We start from the raw sequence: 19,204 nt of genomic DNA on the forward strand, positions 1-19,204 counted from the left end.
CGGAAGAATCAGCGGATCGCCGGAATGATGCGCGAGCAAGAGCAAGGCGCCCGGCGACCGCCAGGATGGTGGCTTATTGCGGCTTCTTGCCGAACCACTTGGTGTAGATGGCGTCGTATTCGCCGTTGGATTTCAGGGTGGCCAGCGCCTTGTTCACCTCGGCAACCAGCGGGCTACCCTTGGGGAAGGCGATACCGTAGAAATCGCCGCTCTTGACGTTGCCGACGACCTTGACGCGGCCCTTGCCGGCGGTGTTGGCGTAGTACTGGACGTTGGGCGTGTCGTGCACCGCGGCGTCGACGCGGCCGGTGGCCAGTTCCAGATAGGCGTTGTCGATGTTCGGGAACAGCTTCAGCTTGGCGGAGGGGACGTTCTTCTGCATGTAGTCCACCGTGGCCGTGCCCGTCTTGACGGCGACGGTCTTGCCGGCCAGATCGGCGGCGCTCTTGATGTTGCTGTTGTCGGCGTTGACCAGGATGGACAAGCCGCTTTCGTAATACGGATCGGAGAAGTCGATCACCTGCTTGCGGTCGTCGCGGATGGTGATGCCGGCAAGCGCGACGTCGATGTTCTTGGTCTGCAGGCCCGGAATGATGCCGTTGAAGTCCATGGGCTGCAGCTTGTACTTCAGGTTCAGTTGCTTGGCGATGGCAGCCCAGAGATCGACGTCGAAGCCCGTGTAGGTATTGCCCTGCTTGAACTCGAACGGGACGAAGGCCGTATCCGTGGCAACCACCAGCTGCCTGTCGCTGCCGCTTTGCGCGGCGGCGGGCGTGGTCATCGCAAACCAGGCAACCGACACCCCCGCCATCATCGCGGCGAATTTCTTATTGAGCATGTTCGACTCTCCTTTGTTGAGCTGCGCCCGGGATACGGGCTGCGGGGCGTGCCGCGGGTTGGCGGCACGCCGAAGGGAAGGATGTTAACGCAGCACAACGGGCTGTAACCGCCCGGAGTCGTTCCGGCCCCGTTAAATTTTGCCGAAACCCCCTCCTCCCGGGGTTTCGACGACGAAGATATCGCCGGCCTGGAGTTCGGTGCTGTCCTGCGGGCCCAGCGGGTCGATACGGCCATCGGCCCGCTCGACGTAGTTGCGCCCCATCTGGCCCGGTTCGCCGCCGTGCAGGCCGAACGGCGCGTAGCGGCGGTTGTTGGACAGGATCGCCGCCGTCATCGGCTCCAGGAAGCGCAGCCTGCGGATGCCGCCGTCGCCGCCGCGATAGCGCCCGTTGCCGCCGGATCCGTGGCGGATCTCGTACGACTCCAGGCGCACCGGGAAACGCAGCTCCAGGACTTCCGGGTCGGTCAGGCGCGAGTTCGTCATGTGCGCCTGCACCACCGACTGCCCGGCGAAGCCGTGGCTGGTATCGGCGGGGGCATCCACGCGCGCGGGCCCGGCGCCGGTGCCGCCGGAGATGGTCTCGTAGTACTGGTAGCGGGCGTTGCCGAAGGTCAGATTGTTCATGGTGCCCTGGCTGGCGGCCAGCACGCCGAGGGCGCCGTACAGGGCGTTGACGATGCACATGGACGTCTCGACGTTGCCCGCCACCACCGACGCGGGCGGATTCGGACGCAGCATGGAGCCCTGCGGCACGATGATCTCCAGCGGCTTCAGGCCGCCGGCGTTCAGCGGGATCTCGTCATCCACCAGCGTGCGGAAGACATACAGCACGGCCGCGACCGCGATCGCGCCGGGAGCGTTGAAATTGTTGTCCAGCTGCGGCGACGTCCCGGTGAAGTCCACCACCGCGCTGCGCGCCGCCTGGTCCACCCGCACCGCGACGCGTATCACCGCCCCGTTATCCAGCGGGTATTCGTAGCTGCCGTCCTTCAGTACCGAAATGACGCGCCGCACGGCCTCCTCGGCGTTGTCCTGCACGTGCCCCATATAGGCGCGCACGACATCCAGCCCGAAGTGGTCGCACATGCGCAGCAGCTCCTGCACGCCTTTTTCATTGGCGGCGATCTGCGCCCGCATGTCGGCGATGTTCTGGTCGGGATTGCGCGCCGGCCACTTGCCCGAACCCAGGATGGCGCGCGCTTCCTGTTCGCGGAACTCGCCGTCGCGCACCAGTTGAAAATTCGTGAACAGGACGCCTTCGTCTTCAACGGTGCGCGAATCGGGCGGCATGGATCCGGGAGTCGTGCCGCCGATGTCCGCGTGATGGCCGCGCGATCCGACGTAGAACAGGATTTCACGGCCGGCACGATCGAATACCGGTGTGATGATGGTGACGTCGGGAAGATGGGTGCCGCCATGATAGGGATCGTTGACGACATAGGCGTCGCCCGGCTTCATGCGCCCCGCATTCGCCTCCATCACGGTGCGGATGGACTCGCCCATGGATCCGAGGTGCACCGGCATGTGCGGCGCATTGGCGATCAGGTTGCCCCGGTCGTCGAAGATGGCGCAGGAGAAATCCAGCCGTTCCTTGATGTTGACCGAATACGCGGTGTTCTGCAGGCGATAGCCCATCTGCTCCGCGATGGACATGAACAGATTGTTGAACACCTCCAGCATGACGGGGTCGGCCTCGGTGCCCACCGCGCGACGCTGCGGCCGGGCCTCGACACGGCGCAAGACCAGATGATCGCGCGGCGTCAGTTCGGCGCGCCAGCCCGGCTCGACCACCGTGGTCTGGTTTTTCTCCGAAATGATGGCGGGGCCGTCGACCTCGTCGCCCGGCGTCATATCGTCGCGTACATACAGCGGCGTGTCGCGCCAGGCGCCGCCGCTGTACATGTGGACCACGCGGCGCGCCTGCAGGGGGCCGGCGCGCCGCGCGGGCACGGGGGCTTCCGTCACGGGCTCGCCGCCGCCGGTGGCCTCCACCGAAATGGTTTCGACGACCAATTCGCGTCCGGGCATCAGGAAGGAATAGCGCTGGCGATAGGCGGCCTCGAAATCGGCGCGCGCCTGGGCGGTCGACGTGAACGGGACCTCCAGCGCGGTATCGGTGCCGCGATACTTCAGGTGCAGGCGGCGCTGGACGGCAATCGCATCCTCCGCGACGTGCTGGCGCCGCAGCTCGGCGACGGCGTCTCCGGCCAGCGCATCCAGATCTTCGGCCAGGACGGCGAACAGCGTCTCGTCCAGCACTTTTTCGACGGTCTTCTGGCGCATCTCGGTCTGGTCGGCCAGACCCATGCCGTAAGCCGACAGCACGCCGGCCAAGGGATGCGCGAATACCGTGGTCATGCCCAGGGCATCGGCCACCAGGCAGGCGTGCTGGCCGCCGGCGCCGCCGAAGACCGTCAACGCGTATTCCGTCACGTCATGGCCGCGCTGCACGGAAATGCGCTTGATGGCTTCGGCCATATTGCCCACGGCGATTTCCAGGAAGCCTTCCGCCAGCTGCTCGGGCGTCATGTCGCGCCCGGCTTCCGCCTTGACCCGCGCGGCCATTGCGCGAAAGCCCTGCTCCGCGGCGTCGCGATCCAGCGGCTGGTCGGCCCGCGGACCGAAAACCTTGGGGAAGAAGTCCGGCTGGATCTTGCCCAGCAGCACATTGCAGTCCGTCACGGCCAAGGGTCCGCCGCGCCGATAGCAGGCCGGGCCGGGATTGGCGCCGGCCGAATCCGGCCCGACGCGCAGGCGCGCGCCGTCGAAGTGCAGGATGGATCCCCCGCCGGCGGCCACCGTATGGATACTCATCATGGGCGCGCGCATGCGCACGCCGGCCACGCGGGTTTCGAATTCGCGTTCGAATTCGCCGGCATAGTGCGACACGTCGGTGGACGTCCCGCCCATATCGAAGCCGATGATTTGCTTGAAGCCGGCCAGTTCGCTGGTGCGCACCATGCCGACGATGCCGCCGGCCGGGCCGGACAGGATGGCGTCCTTGCCGCGGAAGCGATGAGCGTCGGTCAAGCCGCCGCTGGACTGCATGAACATCAGGCGGATGCCCGGCAATTCGCCGGCGACCTGCTCCACGTAGCGGCGCAGGATGGGCGACAGGTAGGCGTCGACCACCGTGGTGTCGCCGCGCGAGACGAATTTGATCAGCGGGCTGACCTCGTGCGATACCGAGATCTGGGTGTAGCCGATCTCGCGCGCCAGCTCGGCGGCGCGCTGTTCATGGCGCGGCTCGCGCCAGGCGTGCATGAACACGATGGCGGCGGCCCGTATGCCTTCGTCGTAGCGGGCTTGCAGGTCGCGCCGCAGCGCGGCTTCGTCCAGCGGGGTAACGATGTCGCCATTCGCGGCGATCCGCTCGGCCGCTTCGACGACGCCGTCATAGAGCATCTCCGGCAGCACGACGTTGCGGTCGAACAGCCGGGGGCGGTTCTGGTAGGCAATGCGCAGGCCATCGCGGAAGCCGCGCGTGGTCACCAGCAGCGTCCGTTCGCCCTTGCGTTCCAGCAAGGCGTTGGTGGCCACCGTGGTGCCCATCTTGACGCAGTCGACCTGATCGGCCGGCACCGGTTCACCCGGCGCCAGGCCCAGCAGCCTGCGTATGCCGGCCACCGCCGCATCGCGATATTGCTCGGGGTTTTCGGAGAGCATCTTGATGGTGGTGGTCGAACCGTCGGGACGACGACCCACGATGTCCGTGAACGTGCCGCCACGGTCTACCCAGAATTGCCACTTCATAGCGAGTCCTATGCTGTTTGGCCGGGACGGTGCCCGCCGCCAGGATTGAAACGGTGAGAAGGATGCGGAGCCCACGGCGCCGCGTATGCGTCCATGCCGGATCGCGCGTCCGATTCGTGCCGCCGGACGACGGCAGACCGGCCGCGATCCGGGTTAAAGCGAGGTGGCCGCGCGCGCGGCCTGGTCGTATACCCCCGACAGCCCGCGCAGCAGGTTGGCCAGGTCCTGCGAGAATTCCAGGCCGCTGCTGGCCGCGGGCAAGCCGTCGATCAGGCAGCGTTCGCGCACTTCGACATAGCGGCCGATGACTTCGCTGCCCTTGGCCGTCACGGAATAGATCACTTCCTTGCCGCTGCGCTGGCCCTGCACCACGCCCAGCCGCTCCAGCTTCTTGAGCGAGTAGTTGACGATGTGCGTGTCTTCGATGTTCAGCGTGAAGCAGATGTCCGCCAGCTTTTTGCCGCGCTGCCGGTGATACACATGATGCAGGACGATCACGTCGATCGCGGTCAGGTCGGGCAGGCCGGCCGCCGCCATGCAGCGCACGATCCAGCGGTTGAAGGCGTGCCCGGCGATCATCAGGCCGAACTCGACGGCCGACAGATCGGGCGCGCGGTCCGATACCAGATGGGAGGAGGCCGCGATCAGCGGCTTGGGGGCTTGGGAGGCGCTCATATGCAGGCCTGTAAAAGGACGGAACGACGCCCCGCGGCGATGGAGTCCATACAGAGCCGGCCAAGTGGCCGGGCAACCTGCGCACGCATGCACGCCGCGATGCGATCACGGCGTGATATTAGTATTTCGTTGATAATTTATCAACGAAATATCAAACAAATCGGGTTTACCCTAGACCCGCCGGCATATCCCCGCCGGCTCATCGGTCCGCACCGAGCCGTCGATGAGCGGCGACGACGTCGCGCCTTACTTGCGCGTTCCGCCGTCCGGGTCCAGCCGTATCCCTTCGACGCCCTTCAGGGTGGGCGGTGCCGGATCGGGCGCCGGAGGCCGCGGCGCCGTTGCCGGGACAGCCGTAGCGGGCGCGGCCGGCGCAGGAGGCGTGGGGGGCACGGCGTCGTTCGGGGAAGCCGGGCCGCCCTTTGCGCGCAGCTGCGCCAGCCGGGCGGACGCCGCCTGCCGCAAATCAGCCGCCAGGTCCTGGTGCTTGGCCGATTCCGCCCATGCCGCCGCATCCAGCCCCTGCGAATTACGCATCGTCGCGTCCGCGCCGGCTTTCAGCAGCAGGTCCACCATGTCGCGGCTGCCGGAAAGGCCCGCCATCATCAGGGGTGTTGTCCCATCGGGACCGGGCGCGTTGACGATGGCCTTGTGGCCAAGCAGCAGCCTGGCCATGTCCATCTGGCCCTTGGAGGCGGCGTAGTGCAACGGCGTCCAACCCAGCCGGTTGACCTGGGCGCCGCGGGCGATCAAGAACTTGGCCCGGTCGAGCTGGCCCTGGATCGCCAGGTACATCAACGGGGTTTCGTCGTGATCGTTGGCGACATTGACGTCGGTACGCTTGTCGGCGGCGAGCACGTCGTACACATGCCAGGCGCCATCGCGCACCGCCTGCATGATGGCGGGCTGGCCCTTGATGCGGGTGTTCGGATTCCAGCCCTGCGCCAACAGGGCGCGCATGTCGTCGGCACGATCGTTGGCGACGATCACGGGGGCGTTGGCGGGGTTTTCCGCGTGCGATGCAGCGGGCGCGGCCATGGCGATCAGCATCGCCGCGCAAACCGCGGCCGAGCGCCGGTGCGAAATAAACTTTCTTTTCATATCAGCTCCTTACCTGGGTATTTGAAGGTCGCCTCTTAACTTACGACAGGTCCCGCCCGGCCATCCGGCGCCTGGCGTCGCGGCGAGGCGGCCTGCCTGGCCCAAGCTCGAGCCAATTCGAGCTTAACGCTCTATCTTGCTGAAAAGACGGAAGAAATTTTCGGTGGAAGCGTGCGCGACGTCGGCGACCGCCACCCCTTTGAGGTCGGCGATCTTTTCCGCGACGTGGATGACCTTGGACGGGTCGTTCAGCTTGCCACGATAGGGCACCGGCGCCAGATAGGGTGAATCGGTTTCTATCAGCAGGCGGTCCAGCGGCAGGCGGGACGCGACGTCGTGCAGGACGGCGGCGTTCTTGAATGTGACGATGCCAGAGAGCGAGATATGAAAATTCAGATCGATCGCGGCCTGCGCGACCTCCCAGGTCTCGGTGAAACAGTGCATCACGCCGCCGACGTCTTCCGCCCTTTCCTCGCGCAGGATGCGCAAGGTGTCTTCCGCGGACGAGCGCGTGTGGATGATCAGCGGCAGGCCGGCGTCACGCGCCGCGCGGATATGGGTGCGGAAGCGGTCGCGCTGCCAGTCCAGGGGCTCGCTGAGCCGGTAATAGTCCAGGCCGGTCTCGCCGATCGCGACCACCTTGGGGTCGGCGGCCAGCGCCACCAATTCGTCGGACGACGGGTCCTGGGTAGCCTCGTAATCCGGATGCACGCCCACCGACGCCCATAGGTTGCGATGCGGCCGGACCAGCGCCATCAGCCCGGGCCAGTCGGGCATGGCCACGCTGACGACCAGGGCGTGGGTCACCTGGTTGGCGGCCATGCGGTCCAGGATGTCGGGCAGGTTTTCGGCCAGCTCGGGAAAGTTCAGGTGGCAATGGGAATCGACGTACATGGCTCAAGCCTGGCAGGAAAGCACCACGCGCTGCAAGGCGGCGTGGGCGAATAATTTGGCATTCAGGGGATGGCCGGCCAAGGCGCGCTGGCGGGTCAGCCAGCGGGCGGTCTCGGCCAGTTTGGCGGCGTCGGCGCGTGCCGCCGTTCGCGCCGACGTGGCCGCCAGCGCCGGGAAATAGCGCGATGGGGCGCCCGCGCCGTTCAGCATCAGATCCACGTAATAGCGTTGCAGCGCGTCAATCCATTGGGCCGCCGGCAATTTGTCCAACTGGTCGGCCAGCGCGCCGATGTCGGGCGATTGCCCTTGCGCCAGCGGCCCGGCCAACTGTTCCAGCCAGGGCGGGCAGGCGCTTTCCTCGGTCTGGGAAAGGCGCAGCGCGCCCAAGGGCGCGCCGCCGGCGGCCGCCATCCAGGAAGCGGCATCGCGCACGCCCTGCTCCTGCAGCCATTGCAGCGCCCGATCCGGCGCCGGCGTGGCCAGGGGCAGGCGCCGGCAGCGCGACAGCAGGGTCGGCAACAGGCGGTCCGGCGCGTCGGCCACCAGCAGAAAAACGGTGTGCGCCGGGGGCTCCTCCAGCACCTTGAGCAAGGCGTTGGCGGAAATCACGTTCAAGGCCTGCGCCGGGTACAGCAGCGCCACCCGCCAGCCGCCGCGGTGCGTGGCCGTGTTGAACCAGGACTCCAGCCCGCGGATCTGATCCACCCGGATGTCCTTGGACGGCGCCCGCTTGGTTCCGGCGCCGGCTCCGGCGGGGGCTTCGCCGTCTTCCGATTCGGCGGCCGCTTCGGCGCCCTCTTCCAGCGCGACGGCCTCGGGGCGGATGCGCCGCAGGTCGGGATGGTTGCCACTGGCGACCCAGGCGCAGGCGGCGCATGCGCCACAGGCCAGTCCGTCCCTGGGCGATTCGCACAACAGGCTGGCGGCGGCGGCCGCGGCGAATTGCAGCTTGCCGATGCCGGCCACCCCATGGATCAGCCAGGCGTGGGCGAAACGCTCGCGCTGGGCCAGCCAGGCGCGCGCGGCGTCGGTCTGCCAGGGCAGGAATTGCGCCAGGCTCATCGTGCCCCGTCCACCAGGGCGCGGATCTCGCTTTCGAGCTGCGCGCGTATCGCCGGAATATCGCGGGCGCCGTCGACGATATGGATGCGCGCCGGATACCGCGCGGCGCGCGCCAGATAGACGTCACGGGTGCGCTGGAAAAAGGCCGCGCCTTCGCTTTCGAAACGGTCCGGACTGCGGGCATCGGCCAGCCGCGCGCGGGCGATTTCCAGCGGCACATCGAACAGCCAGGTGCGATCGGGCTGCAGATCGGGATGCACCCACTGCTCCAGCACCGCCACGCGTTCCACGCCCAGTTGCCGGCCACCGCCCTGGTAGGCATAGGTGGCGTCGGTGAACCGGTCGCATACCACCCAGTCGCCGCGCGCCAGGGCCGGCTCGATGACCTGCCGCACATGCTCGCAGCGCGAGGCGAACATCACCAGCGTTTCGGTCTCCAGGGACATGGGCTCGTGCAGCACCAGGTCGCGCAGACGCTCGCCCAGGGCGGTGCCGCCGGGTTCGCGCGTCGTGACCACCGACAGCCCGTGGCCGCGCAGCGTCGCCGCCAGCCAATCCGTGTGGGTGCTTTTGCCGGCGCCGTCCACGCCTTCCAGGGTGATGAATTTGCCGCGTATCGTCATGGCGCGCGATCCTTGCCCAATATGTAGCGCGAGACGTTGCGATTGTGGTCGGACAGCGTCGCGGAAAACTCGCTGGTGCCATTGCCCCGCGAGACGAAGTACAGGAAATTGTGATGCGCCGGACGCACGGCGGCCAGCAGCGCGGCGCGGCCCGGGCTGGAGATGGGCGTGGGCGGCAGGCCGGGCCGGGTGTAGGTATTCCACGGGGTATCGGTCTGCAGATCGCGGCGCCGGATACGGCCTTGATAGGTGTCGCCCATGCCGTAGATGACGGTGGGATCGGTCTGCAGCGGCATGCCCTCGCGCAGCCGGTTCATGAAAACGCCCGCGATGCGGGTCCGATCCGCCGTATCGCCGGTTTCCTTTTCGATGATCGATGCCAGGATCAGGGCTTCGTACGGGGTGGCCAGCGGCACGTCGGGGTTGCGTTCCGCCCACGTGCGGGCCAGGATGCGCTGCCCTTCCTGGTAGGCGCGCCGCAGCAGGTCGAAGTCGGTGCTGCCGGGCGAGAACACATAGGTGTCCGGGAAGATCAGGCCTTCCATGCTGGGCGCGTCCGAGCCCAGGCGGCGCAGGATTTCGGCGTCGTCGACACCGCCCAGGGTCTGCTTGACGTCGGGGTTCTCGCGCAAGGCCTGGCGGATCTGCTTGTAGGTCCAGCCTTCCACGAAGGTGATCTGGCGCATGGTCATGTCGCCGCGCGCCAGGCGTTCCAGCAGGCGCCACGGGGTGTCGCCCTGGATGGCCTGGTAGCCGCCGGCCTTGATGAGCTTGTCGCGTTCGCTCAGGCGCGCCATCCAGACGAAGCCGTCTTCCCACACCGGTACGCCCGCGGCGTTCAGGATGCGCGCGACCATGCGCGGGCTGCTGCCGGGGTCGACCACGAAGTCCACGCGTTCGGCGGGCAGGCGCAGGCTATGGTGCATCCAATACCACGCGCCGGCGCAAGCCGCGGCCGCGGCCAGCACGAGGACGAGCAAAAACGCGAGAAAGAAGGTTAAGGCGGATCGCTTCTTCATGAGACCCAGCAGTTTAAAGGATTCGTCCGTGGGCATCCTGCCGGCCGTGCCGGCGGCGACGCGGCGCGGCGGCGGCGGTTTTTCCACGCGTTCCACGACGGCCGCCGGCCCGGCGTGAGACCGCCGCTACGCCAGCAGGGCGGCGCCGGCGACGATGCCCCTGTCGCGCACGCGCCCGGCGCCCGGCGCGCAAGCCGCGAGCGGTATCATCGATGCTTTCGGCGCTCCGCGGCCGCACGGCCGCCCTGCTCCGCACCCCATGTTTCGCCGCCTGCCATGACCGACTCGTCCACCGTCACCCTGCCGCCTTCTTCTGTCATCGCCAACTATGCCGAACTGCCCGAGCTGCGGCTGATCTGCGCCGGCGGCGCGGACGCCATCGATTTTCTCCACGGCCAATTGACGCAGGACGTCCAGGGACTGGGCGATGACGCGGCGGCGCTGGCGGGCTACTGCACCGCGAAGGGCCGTTTGCTGGCGACCCTGGTCATGTGGCGTCCGGCCGTCGCGGCGGACGATGCCGCCGCGACGCGCTGGCAGGCCCTGGTGCGCGCCGACGCCGCCGAAGCGCTGCTGAAGCGCCTGCGCATGTTCGTGCTGCGCGCCAAGGTTACGTTGTCGGCCACGCCGGCGCACGTCGCCGGCGTGTGGACGGAGGGCGACCCGGCCGCGCTGGAAGCCGCGGCTGGCGGCGCCCTGCCGCGGCAGTCGTGGCGGCGCGCGGAACTGGCCAGCGGAACATGGATCGCGGCCCCGTCCGCGCATGGCCTGCGCTGGTGGTGGATCGCGACGGAGGAGCAGCGCCATACCAGCCCGGCCTTGCGGGACGTGCTGGCGGCTGGCGGCGCGCAGCACTGGCGCGCCGATGAGCTGGCCGCGGGGTTGCCCTGGGTAGGCACGCCGACGCAGGACCTTTTCATCCCCCAGATGGTGAATCTGGATCTGATCGGGGGCGTCAGCTTTACCAAGGGCTGTTATCCCGGGCAGGAAGTCGTGGCCCGCAGCCATTATCGCGGCACCGTGAAGCGACGCATGGCTTACGGGGTCGTGGCCGGGCAGGCCGGCTCCGCCATCGCCCCGGGCGCGGATGTGTACGACGCGAGGGACGCGGGCGAGCCCTGTGGCAGGGTGGTGGACGCGGCGGGCGAACCGGATGCCGCGGTCCTGTTCGAGACGACCTTGAGCAGCCTGTCGGCCGGCGATCTGCGACTGGGTAGCGCGGACGGGCCGGCGATCCAGGTGCGGCCGCTGCCCTATCCGCTGGAACCGGCCTAGGCTGGAGCCGACCTCGCTGCGCGCGGCCGGTGCGGGTGCGGCCGGCCAGGCAGCCAGCCAGCCTAGGCCTTGCCGAACTCGTCCGCCAGTTCGCGCGAACGCTGGGCGGCGGCCTGCATCGCCCGGCTTACCAGCCCCATGAAGTCGCCTTCCTCGAATACCTTCAAGGCGGCGGCCGTCGTGCCGCCCTTGGACGTCACCCGGTCACGCAGCACGGCCGGCGGATCGTCGGACTCCCGCGCCAGGCGCACGGCGCCGTACAAAGTAGCCAGCGCCAGCTCGCGCGCCTGCCTGGCGTCCAGGCCGACCTGCTGGCCGCCTTCGATCAGCGCCTCTATAAATCTGAAGACATAGGCCGGCCCGCTGCCGGACAGCGCGGTAACGGCATCGATGGCGGCATCGTCGGCCACCCATACCACCCGGCCCACCGAAGCCAGCATGGATTCGGCCAGGCGCCGTTCCTGATCCGTAACGCCCGGCATCGCCAGCATGCCGGTCACGCCTTCGCCGACCAGCGCCGGCGTATTGGGCATGCACCGCACCAGCTTGGGCCAGGGCGCGCCAGCCCCCAGCCATCCCGCCAGCACGTCGCCGCGTATGCCGGCCGCCACGCTGACGACCAGCGTGCCGTCGCGCAGGAACGGCCGCGATGCCTCCACCGCATCGCGCATGAACTGCGGCTTGACCGCATAGAACCAGACCTGGCACTGCGCCAGCCGGTCGTCCGGCCGCGTCGCCGCCGTGGCGCCGCGCGCCGTCCACGCCGCATGCGCGTCCGTATTGATATCGATGACGTGGAAGTTTTCCGGCGGGCAGATCTTGCCGGCCATGCCGGCGCCCAGGGCCGAAGCCATATTCCCGCCGCCGATGAAAGCAATGTGCAGATTTGTGTCCATGGGAAGGATTGTAGACGGCCGTTCCGTTGAGCATGCCAGTAAAGCGTAGGAGAAGTCCTATTTGACAGTGAGGGGACGCGGTGTAACAGTCACGAGTTCGTCACAAACAATTCATATGGTGTCGGGCTGCTTGCCCCTATCCGGGCTACAGCCATCGCAATCCACGGAGGAAACATCCATGCGATCCCATCGCCTCGCGCTCGTCGCGGCGTCCCTGCTTACCGCCTTTGCCGCCGCGTCGGCGAACGCGGCCACCGAAATCCAGTTCTGGCACTCCATGGAAGGCGCGCTGGGCGACCGCGTCAACGAACTCGTCAACGACTTCAACAAGAAGAACCCGGATTACCAGGTCAAGGCGGTCTACAAAGGCAACTACGGCGAATCCATGAACGCCGGCATCGCCGCCTTCCGCGCCGGCAATGCGCCGGACATCCTGCAGGTGTTCGAAGTCGGCACCGCGACCATGATGTACGCCAAGGGCGCCATCAAGCCGGTGCAACAGATGTCCGAGGAAGCGGGCGACCCCATCGATCCCAAGGATTTCATCGGCGCGGTGGCAGGCTACTACTCGTCGCCGGACGGCAAGCTGGTCTCGATGCCGTTCAATAGCTCCACCGTGGTGTTCTACTACAACAAGGACGCCTTCCAGAAAGCCGGCCTGGATCCGGAAAAGCCGCCCAAGACCTGGCAGGAACTGGCCGACGACACCAAGAAGCTGAAGGCCGCCGGCCAGGAATGCGGATACACCACCTCCTGGCCGTCGTGGACGCAGCTGGAAACCTTCTCGGCCTGGCATAACGTGCCCTACGCCACCAAGGACAACGGCTTCGGCGGCCTGGACGCGCGCCTGGCGATCGATTCGCCGTTGCACGTCCGCCATCTGGAATTCCTGGCCAATCTGGCCAAGGACGGCGAGTTCATGTACGGCGGCCGTGGCGACGATCCCAACGCCCTGTTCATTTCCGGCAAGTGCGCGATGATCACCGGCTCCAGCGGCCTGCGCGCCAACATCATGAAGAACGCCAAGTTCAAGTTCGGCACGTCCACGCTGCCCTACTATGCGGACGTCAAGGGCGCCCCGCAGAACACCATCATCGGAGGCGCGTCGCTGTGGGTCTTCGCCAACAAGAAGCCCGACGTCTACAAGGGCGTGACGAAGTTCTTCAAGTACCTGTCCAGTGCCGAAGTGGCGGCCAAGTGGCACCAGCAGACCGGCTACGTGCCGGTGACCAAGGCGGCCTACGAACTGACGCAGAAGCAAGGCTTCTATGATCAGAACCCCGGCACCGACGTCGGCGTGAAGCAGCTGAACGTCCAAACCACCGCGCAGTCGCGCGGCGTGCGCCTGGGCTACCTGCCGCAGATCCGCGAAATCGAGGACGCCACGATCGAACAAATCGTCTCCGGCAAGGTCGGCGCGCAAGCCGGCTTGAAGGACGCCGTCAAGCGCGGCAACGACCTGCTCGAGAAATTCGAAAAAAGTGTAAAGTAGCGCCCTTTTCAGGCCGATGTAGGACCAAGTCGCGGCCTGGCCGCGACTTGGAATCCAGTGCCAACGGCTCGTCCGCCGGCGATGCTTCCGGGAATCGCCCCGCCTGAATGTTTCACGTTTTTTATGCGTCCGCGGCGATCCCGCGCGCATGCGCTGGCAAACATGGAAAAACGCGTCGTCTTCGGACATAAGCTCCTGCCCTATCTGCTGCTGTTGCCGCAGCTCGCCATTACGGTGGTGTTTTTCTTCCTGCCCGCCGGCCAGGCGATGTGGCAATCGCTGCACGTCGAAGACCCCTTCGGCTTGTCTTCCACCTTTGCCGGCCTGTCCAATTTCTCCGACCTGTTCAGCCAGGCGACGTACATCGATTCCTTCAAGGTCACGGCGATGTTCTCGATCCTCGTCGCGGTCGTCGGCCTGTCGGTGTCGCTGCTGCTGGCCGTCATGGCCGACCGCGTCATAAAAGGCGCCGGCCTGTACAAGACCTTGCTCATCTGGCCCTATGCCGTGGCGCCCGCCGTGGTCGGCGTGCTCTGGCTGTTCCTGTTTTCCCCCGCCGTCGGCATCCTGGCCGTGGCCCTGACCAAGATGGGCGTGGCCTGGAACCCGCGCCTGAACGGCACCGAGGCCATGATCCTGGTGCTGATCGCTTCGGTGTGGAAGCAGATTTCCTACAACTTTCTGTTCTTCCTGGCCGGACTGCAGTCCATCCCGCGCTCCCTGATCGAGGCCGCCGCGATCGATGGCGCCGGCCCCACGCGCCGCTTCTGGAGCATTGTTTTCCCGCTGCTGTCGCCGACCACTTTCTTCCTGCTGGTGGTCAACGTCATCTATGCCTTCTTCGACACCTTCGCCGTCATCGATACGACGACGCAGGGCGGCCCGGGCACGTCCACCGCCATCCTGGTCTATAAGGTATACAGCGACGGCTTCCGCGGGCTGGACCTTGGCTCTTCCGCCGCGCAGTCGGTAGTGCTGATGTTCATCGTGGTGGCGCTGACCGTTATGCAATTCCGCTATATCGACCGCAAGGTCCAGTACTGATTCAGAGGCTATATGGTTGAGCGCCGCCCCTGGCTGGATATCCTGGCCCACGTGATATTGCTCTGCGGCGTCGCCGTGGTGGCCTTCCCGCTTTACGTGACGTTCGTCGCATCGACGCAGACCGCGCAGGAAGTGGCCAACGCGCCGATGTCGCTGCTGCCCGGCTCGCATTTCGTCAGCAACTACCTGCAGGCCCTGTTCGCCGGATCCGGCGGCGGCTCCAGCGGCGCGCCGGTGGGCCGCATGCTGTGGGTCAGCCTGGTGATGGCGCTGAGCATTTCGATTGGCAAGATCCTGATCTCGCTGCTGTCGGCCTTCGCGGTGGTGTACTTCCGCTTCCGCGGCCGCATGTTCTTCTTCTGGATGATCTTCGTCACGCTGATGCTGCCGGTGGAAGTGCGCATCGCGCCCACCTACAAGGTCGTCGCCGACCTGGGGCTGCTGAACAGCTACGCCGGCCTGACGCTGCCGCTGATCGCCTCCGCCACCGCGACTTTCCTGTTTCGCCAGTTCTTCCTGACCGTGCCGGACGAACTGGTGGAGGCGGCGCGCATCGACGGCGCCGGCCCGCTGCGTTTTTTCCGCGACGTGCTGCTGCCGCTGTCGCGCACCAGCATCGCCGCGCTGTTCGTCATCCAGTTCATCTACGGCTGGAACCAGTATCTGTGGCCGCTGCTGATCACGACGCAGGAAGACATGTACCCCATCGTGATCGGCATCAAGCGCATGGTCAGCGGGGGCGACAGCGTCACGGAATGGAACATCACCATGGCCACGGCCATGCTGGCAATGCTCCCGCCCGCGCTTGTCGTGATCCTGATGCAGAAGTGGTTCGTCAAGGGCCTCGTGGACACTGAAAAGTGATCGCCGCCGCAACTCACCGAATCTTCACATGGCTACTCTAAGCTTTCGCAACGTCAAGAAAACCTACGCCGGCAATATCCCCGTGATCCACGGCATCGACGTGGATATCGCCGATGGCGAGTTCGTCGTCATCGTCGGGCCATCCGGCTGCGGCAAATCCACGCTGATGCGGATGGTGGCCGGGCTGGAAACCGTGACCAGCGGCGAAATCCAGATCGACGGGCGGACGGTGAACAACCTGGAGCCGGCCGAACGCGATATCGCGATGGTGTTCCAGAACTACGCGCTGTATCCGCACATGAGCGTGTTCCAGAACATGGCTTATGGATTGAAGATCCGCAAAATGTCCAAGGACGAGATCCGCCGGCGCGTCGAGGCCGCCGCGCAGATCCTGGAACTGGGCCATCTGCTGGAACGGCGGCCGCGCCAGTTGTCGGGCGGCCAGCGCCAGCGGGTGGCGATGGGCCGCGCCATCGTGCGCGAACCCAAGGTATTCCTGTTCGACGAACCGCTGTCCAACCTGGACGCCAAGCTGCGCGTGGCGATGCGCCTGGAATTGCTGAAGCTGCATCGGCGCCTGGGCACCACCAGCCTGTACGTGACGCACGACCAGGTGGAAGCCATGACGCTGGCGCATCGCATGATCGTCATGAACAAGGGCGTGCCGGAACAGATCGGCACGCCGATGGAAGTGTTCGAACGCCCCGCTTCGACCTTCGTGGCGGGCTTTATCGGATCGCCGCCGATGAACCTGCTGCCGGTGAACGTGCAGGGCGACGGTACGCTGAAGACCCCGGCCGGCCTGGACCTGGCCATCGCGCCCACCGATGTGCCGTCGACCGTGCGCGGACGCAGCGTGATCCTGGGCGTGCGGCCGGAACACATGGTGCTGAATGCGCCGGGCATGCGCGTGGAAATCGAAATGGTCGAGACGCTGGGGTCGGAGCAGCTGGTGCATGGAAGCTGCGGCGACGCGGACCTGGTCGTTCGCTGCACGACGCGGCAGCTGCAGGAAGCGACCATCAAGCCCGGCGATCAGATGAACATCGGGCCGGATGGCCGGCATCCGCTGCACTGGTTCGATCCGGACGGCGGCAAGCGGATCCAGGGCACCTGAGCGTTTGCCCCGCGCCGGGTGGGACCGGAGCCGGGGCTGGCGCCAGGCCAGGGCCGCCAACGCGGCGGCAACCGGCAGCCTTCGCGACTCCCGGCTTCCCGCCAATTATCCCTAAGCGGCCTGATCCTCTTCCTGCCGTCGCGGCTCGGCCTCGCCGCCCCAGGGCACCCGATGCGCCGTCCGCGACAACTCCCTATCGCGCGAGATCGACTTTTCCAGCGTATCCTGCGCACGCCGCGCGACCGTGATACGGAAGCCGTCATCCTCGAACCGCGGCGCGGTCTCTTCCAGCATGGCGATGTTGTTGACGCGAAACGCATCCGCCACTTCCTTGGCCTCGTACGCGCCCATCCCGAGCGCTTCCAGCGCCTTGCGGCCAGCCAGCAGCGAGGACTCGAACAATTCACGTTCGACCACTTCGATGCCGCGCTTGCGCAGCTGGAAATAATGCACGGCGTCCCGCGCCCGCGCGACCACGCGCAGGTTGGGAAAATCCCGCTGCACCACGTCCACCAGGCGCAGGCTGTCCGAAACGTTATCGATGGCGTTGACGATGACTTCCGCGCGCGCGGCCCCCGCGGTTTCCAGCAGATCCGACCGCGTGGCGTCTCCGTAGAACACCTTGGTGCCGAACTTGCGCACCGTATCGATGTTGTCCGGATCGTGATCCAGGATCACGACCTTGACGCCGTTGGCCAGCAGCAGGCGCCCGGCGATCTGTCCGAAGCGGCCGAAGCCGGCGATGATCACGCGCGCCCCATCGTCTTCGATCTCGTCGGTCGCCCGCGTGCTCTTGGGCTGGCGGCGTTCCAGCACGTCCAGCAACGCCAGGATCACCGGCGTCGCCGCCATCGATAGCGCGACCACCAGGGTCAGCACGCGCGACCAGTCCTCCGGCAGCACGTCGGCCGCCCGCGCCGTGGAAAACACCACGAAAGCGAATTCGCTGCCCTGCCCCAGCAAGGTGGCGAACATCAGGCACCGGCCGCGCTGCGCGCCGAACAGGCGCCCCAGCGCGTACAGCACGGCGAATTTCAGCACCAGGAAACCCGCCAGCACGCCCAATATCAGCAGCGGCCGCTGCAGCAGCGTGCCGAAGTCGATAGCCATGCCCACGCCCATAAAGAACAGGCCCAGGAGCAAACCCTTGAACGGCTGGATGTCGCTTTCCAGCGCATGCCGGTATTCCGAGCTGGCCAGCAGCACGCCCGCCAGGAATGCCCCCATGGCCATGGATAGCCCGGCATGCTCCATCAGCTCTCCCACGCCGATGACCAGTAGCAGCGCCACCGCGCTGAAGACCTCGCGCAGGCCCGAACGGGCGACGAAGCGCAGCAGCGGCCGGGCCAGATAACGGCCCATCACCACCGCCGCCGCGACCGCGCCGATGATCTTCAGCGTCGCCATCCCTATGCTGTCGCCGCCTTCGCCAGCCTGGCCGCCGGCCAGCAGCGGGATCATGGCGATCAGCGGGATAGCCGCCAGATCCTGGAACAGCAGCACCGAAAAAGAACGTTCGCCCAGGGTGGTCTGCAGCAGGCTGCGTTCGCCCATCGCCTGCATGGCCACCGCGGTGGAGGACAGGGCCAGCGTCAGTCCTACCAGCGCCGCGACCGGCCAGTCCAGGCCCAGCCAGGCCATGAAAGCGGCCAATGCCGCGCCGCACAAGCCGACCTGCAGCGCGCCGCCGCCAAACACCGGTACCCGCATATGCCATAAGCGCCGCGGGTCCAGCTCCAGCCCGATCAGGAACAGCATCAGAACGACGCCGATCTCCGCGAAACCCAGGATCTGCTCCGGGTCTTCCACCACGCCCAGGCCCCAGGGCCCGATGACGCAGCCCGCGATCAGGTATCCCAACACCGAGCCCATGCGGGCCCGCATCGCCAGCGGCACGAAGATCACCGCCGCGGCCAGGTATTCCAGGACTTCCAGCAGGAATGCCTTATCCATGTCCCGCCTCCGTCACGGCCGGGCCGATATTCGAGGCATGCCGCGCCAGCACGTCGCGGTATCCCGTCGCCACCGTGGCCAGCGCCATGGCGTCCAGCGTCACGGCGCCATGCACCGCATAGGGCGGCAGCCACCGCATGCCGCACAGTTCGGCGGCGCTGCGCAAGGGCTGCGCCAGCACGCCGAGGTCGGCGTCGGCGCAATGCGCGAAGTCATCCGCCGCGCCGCCCGTCGTCACGGCCCACATCAAGGCCTTGTCGCGCAGCGCGGTCCCGTCCACGCCGTACGCCCACCCGTGTTCCAGTACCCTGTCCATCCATTGCCGGAACAAGGCCGGCGCGCCGTACCAATGCAAGGGATGCTGCCAGACGACCATGCTGGCATCGGCCAGCGCCGCCTGCTCGGCGGCCACGTCGATATGGAAGTCGGGATAAAGGTCGTACAGCGAACGTACGCGCACGTCGGACACGTCGTCCAGTGCTTCCAGCATGGCACGATTGGTGCGTGAATGCCGCGGGTAGGGATGGGCGTATACGATTAGGATCATGAAAATGTCCTGCCGGAATGGCGATATGGCTTTACCCTTCGCATCTTA

16 protein-coding genes are annotated in these 19,204 nt (G+C 66.7%); 5 read left to right on the forward strand and 11 right to left on the reverse strand.

Going from position 1 to position 19,204, the window contains the following annotated elements:
• Positions 1-73: 73 nt before the first annotated feature.
• The 8 genes from glnH to mltG form a co-directional block, all read right to left on the reverse strand.
• Entirely contained in the window at positions 74-838 is a 765-nt protein-coding gene (gene glnH, locus ACNA0R_RS03305) for a glutamine ABC transporter substrate-binding protein GlnH (protein WP_415824493.1), read from the reverse strand.
• 132 nt (positions 839-970) lie between these two features.
• Positions 971-4,594 (reverse strand): hydantoinase B/oxoprolinase family protein, encoded by a 3,624-nt coding sequence (locus ACNA0R_RS03310; protein WP_415824494.1) that lies wholly within the window; start codon positions 4,592-4,594, stop codon positions 971-973.
• 153 nt (positions 4,595-4,747) lie between these two features.
• The gene (locus tag ACNA0R_RS03315; protein WP_415824495.1) at positions 4,748-5,269 is read right to left on the reverse strand and encodes a winged helix DNA-binding protein; all 522 of its coding nucleotides are present in this window, start codon (positions 5,267-5,269) and stop codon (positions 4,748-4,750) included.
• 246 nt (positions 5,270-5,515) lie between these two features.
• A complete protein-coding gene (locus tag ACNA0R_RS03320; RefSeq protein ID WP_415824496.1) occupies positions 5,516-6,370 on the reverse strand; it encodes an ankyrin repeat domain-containing protein in 855 nt (284 codons plus the stop codon).
• A 123-nt stretch (positions 6,371-6,493) separates the two neighbouring features.
• Complete coding sequence (locus ACNA0R_RS03325) at positions 6,494-7,264, reverse strand: TatD family hydrolase (protein WP_415824497.1); 771 nt, start codon at positions 7,262-7,264, stop codon at positions 6,494-6,496.
• Positions 7,265-7,267: 3 nt separating this feature from the next.
• Positions 7,268-8,326 (reverse strand): DNA polymerase III subunit delta', encoded by a 1,059-nt coding sequence (gene holB / locus ACNA0R_RS03330; protein WP_415824499.1) that lies wholly within the window; start codon positions 8,324-8,326, stop codon positions 7,268-7,270.
• Positions 8,323-8,949: a dTMP kinase gene (tmk, locus tag ACNA0R_RS03335; protein WP_415824500.1), complete on the reverse strand. Its 627-nt coding sequence runs from the start codon at positions 8,947-8,949 to the stop codon at positions 8,323-8,325. The genes holB and tmk overlap by 4 nt, the downstream gene beginning before the upstream one ends.
• The gene (mltG, locus tag ACNA0R_RS03340) at positions 8,946-9,968 is read right to left on the reverse strand and encodes an endolytic transglycosylase MltG (protein ID WP_415825008.1); all 1,023 of its coding nucleotides are present in this window, start codon (positions 9,966-9,968) and stop codon (positions 8,946-8,948) included. Before mltG ends, tmk begins: the two co-directional genes overlap by 4 nt.
• 276 nt (positions 9,969-10,244) lie before the next feature.
• Here mltG and ygfZ point away from each other — a divergent pair, with 276 nt between their 5' ends.
• Positions 10,245-11,243 (forward strand): CAF17-like 4Fe-4S cluster assembly/insertion protein YgfZ, encoded by a 999-nt coding sequence (gene ygfZ, locus ACNA0R_RS03345; protein ID WP_415824501.1) that lies wholly within the window; start codon positions 10,245-10,247, stop codon positions 11,241-11,243.
• 62 nt (positions 11,244-11,305) lie between these two features.
• On the opposite strand, the gene proC is transcribed toward ygfZ, so the two are convergent.
• Entirely contained in the window at positions 11,306-12,139 is an 834-nt protein-coding gene (gene proC, locus ACNA0R_RS03350; protein WP_415824502.1) for a pyrroline-5-carboxylate reductase, read from the reverse strand.
• 178 nt (positions 12,140-12,317) lie between these two features.
• On the opposite strand from proC, the gene ugpB reads away from it, so the two are divergent.
• From ugpB to ACNA0R_RS03370, 4 genes are all read left to right on the forward strand, one after another.
• The gene (gene ugpB, locus ACNA0R_RS03355; protein ID WP_415824503.1) at positions 12,318-13,631 is read left to right on the forward strand and encodes a sn-glycerol-3-phosphate ABC transporter substrate-binding protein UgpB; all 1,314 of its coding nucleotides are present in this window, start codon (positions 12,318-12,320) and stop codon (positions 13,629-13,631) included.
• A 162-nt stretch (positions 13,632-13,793) separates the two neighbouring features.
• Entirely contained in the window at positions 13,794-14,675 is an 882-nt protein-coding gene (gene ugpA / locus ACNA0R_RS03360; RefSeq protein WP_415824504.1) for a sn-glycerol-3-phosphate ABC transporter permease UgpA, read from the forward strand.
• 12 nt (positions 14,676-14,687) lie between these two features.
• The gene (gene ugpE, locus ACNA0R_RS03365; protein WP_415824505.1) at positions 14,688-15,539 is read left to right on the forward strand and encodes a sn-glycerol-3-phosphate ABC transporter permease UgpE; all 852 of its coding nucleotides are present in this window, start codon (positions 14,688-14,690) and stop codon (positions 15,537-15,539) included.
• Positions 15,540-15,567: 28 nt separating this feature from the next.
• Positions 15,568-16,656: a sn-glycerol-3-phosphate import ATP-binding protein UgpC gene (locus ACNA0R_RS03370; RefSeq protein ID WP_415824506.1), complete on the forward strand. Its 1,089-nt coding sequence runs from the start codon at positions 15,568-15,570 to the stop codon at positions 16,654-16,656.
• A gap of 111 nt (positions 16,657-16,767) precedes the next feature.
• Here the strand turns inward: ACNA0R_RS03370 and kefC are convergent, their stop codons facing one another.
• Both kefC and kefF read right to left on the reverse strand, forming a co-directional pair.
• Entirely contained in the window at positions 16,768-18,609 is a 1,842-nt protein-coding gene (gene kefC / locus ACNA0R_RS03375; RefSeq protein ID WP_415824507.1) for a glutathione-regulated potassium-efflux system protein KefC, read from the reverse strand.
• Positions 18,602-19,156, reverse strand: a complete 555-nt coding sequence (gene kefF, locus ACNA0R_RS03380; RefSeq protein ID WP_415824508.1) for a glutathione-regulated potassium-efflux system oxidoreductase KefF — start codon at positions 19,154-19,156, stop codon at positions 18,602-18,604. The genes kefC and kefF overlap by 8 nt, the downstream gene beginning before the upstream one ends.
• Positions 19,157-19,204 lie beyond the last annotated feature (48 nt).

The organism is Bordetella sputigena (assembly GCF_965137885.1).
GTDB lineage: Bacteria > Pseudomonadota > Gammaproteobacteria > Burkholderiales > Burkholderiaceae_B > Bordetella_C > Bordetella_C sputigena.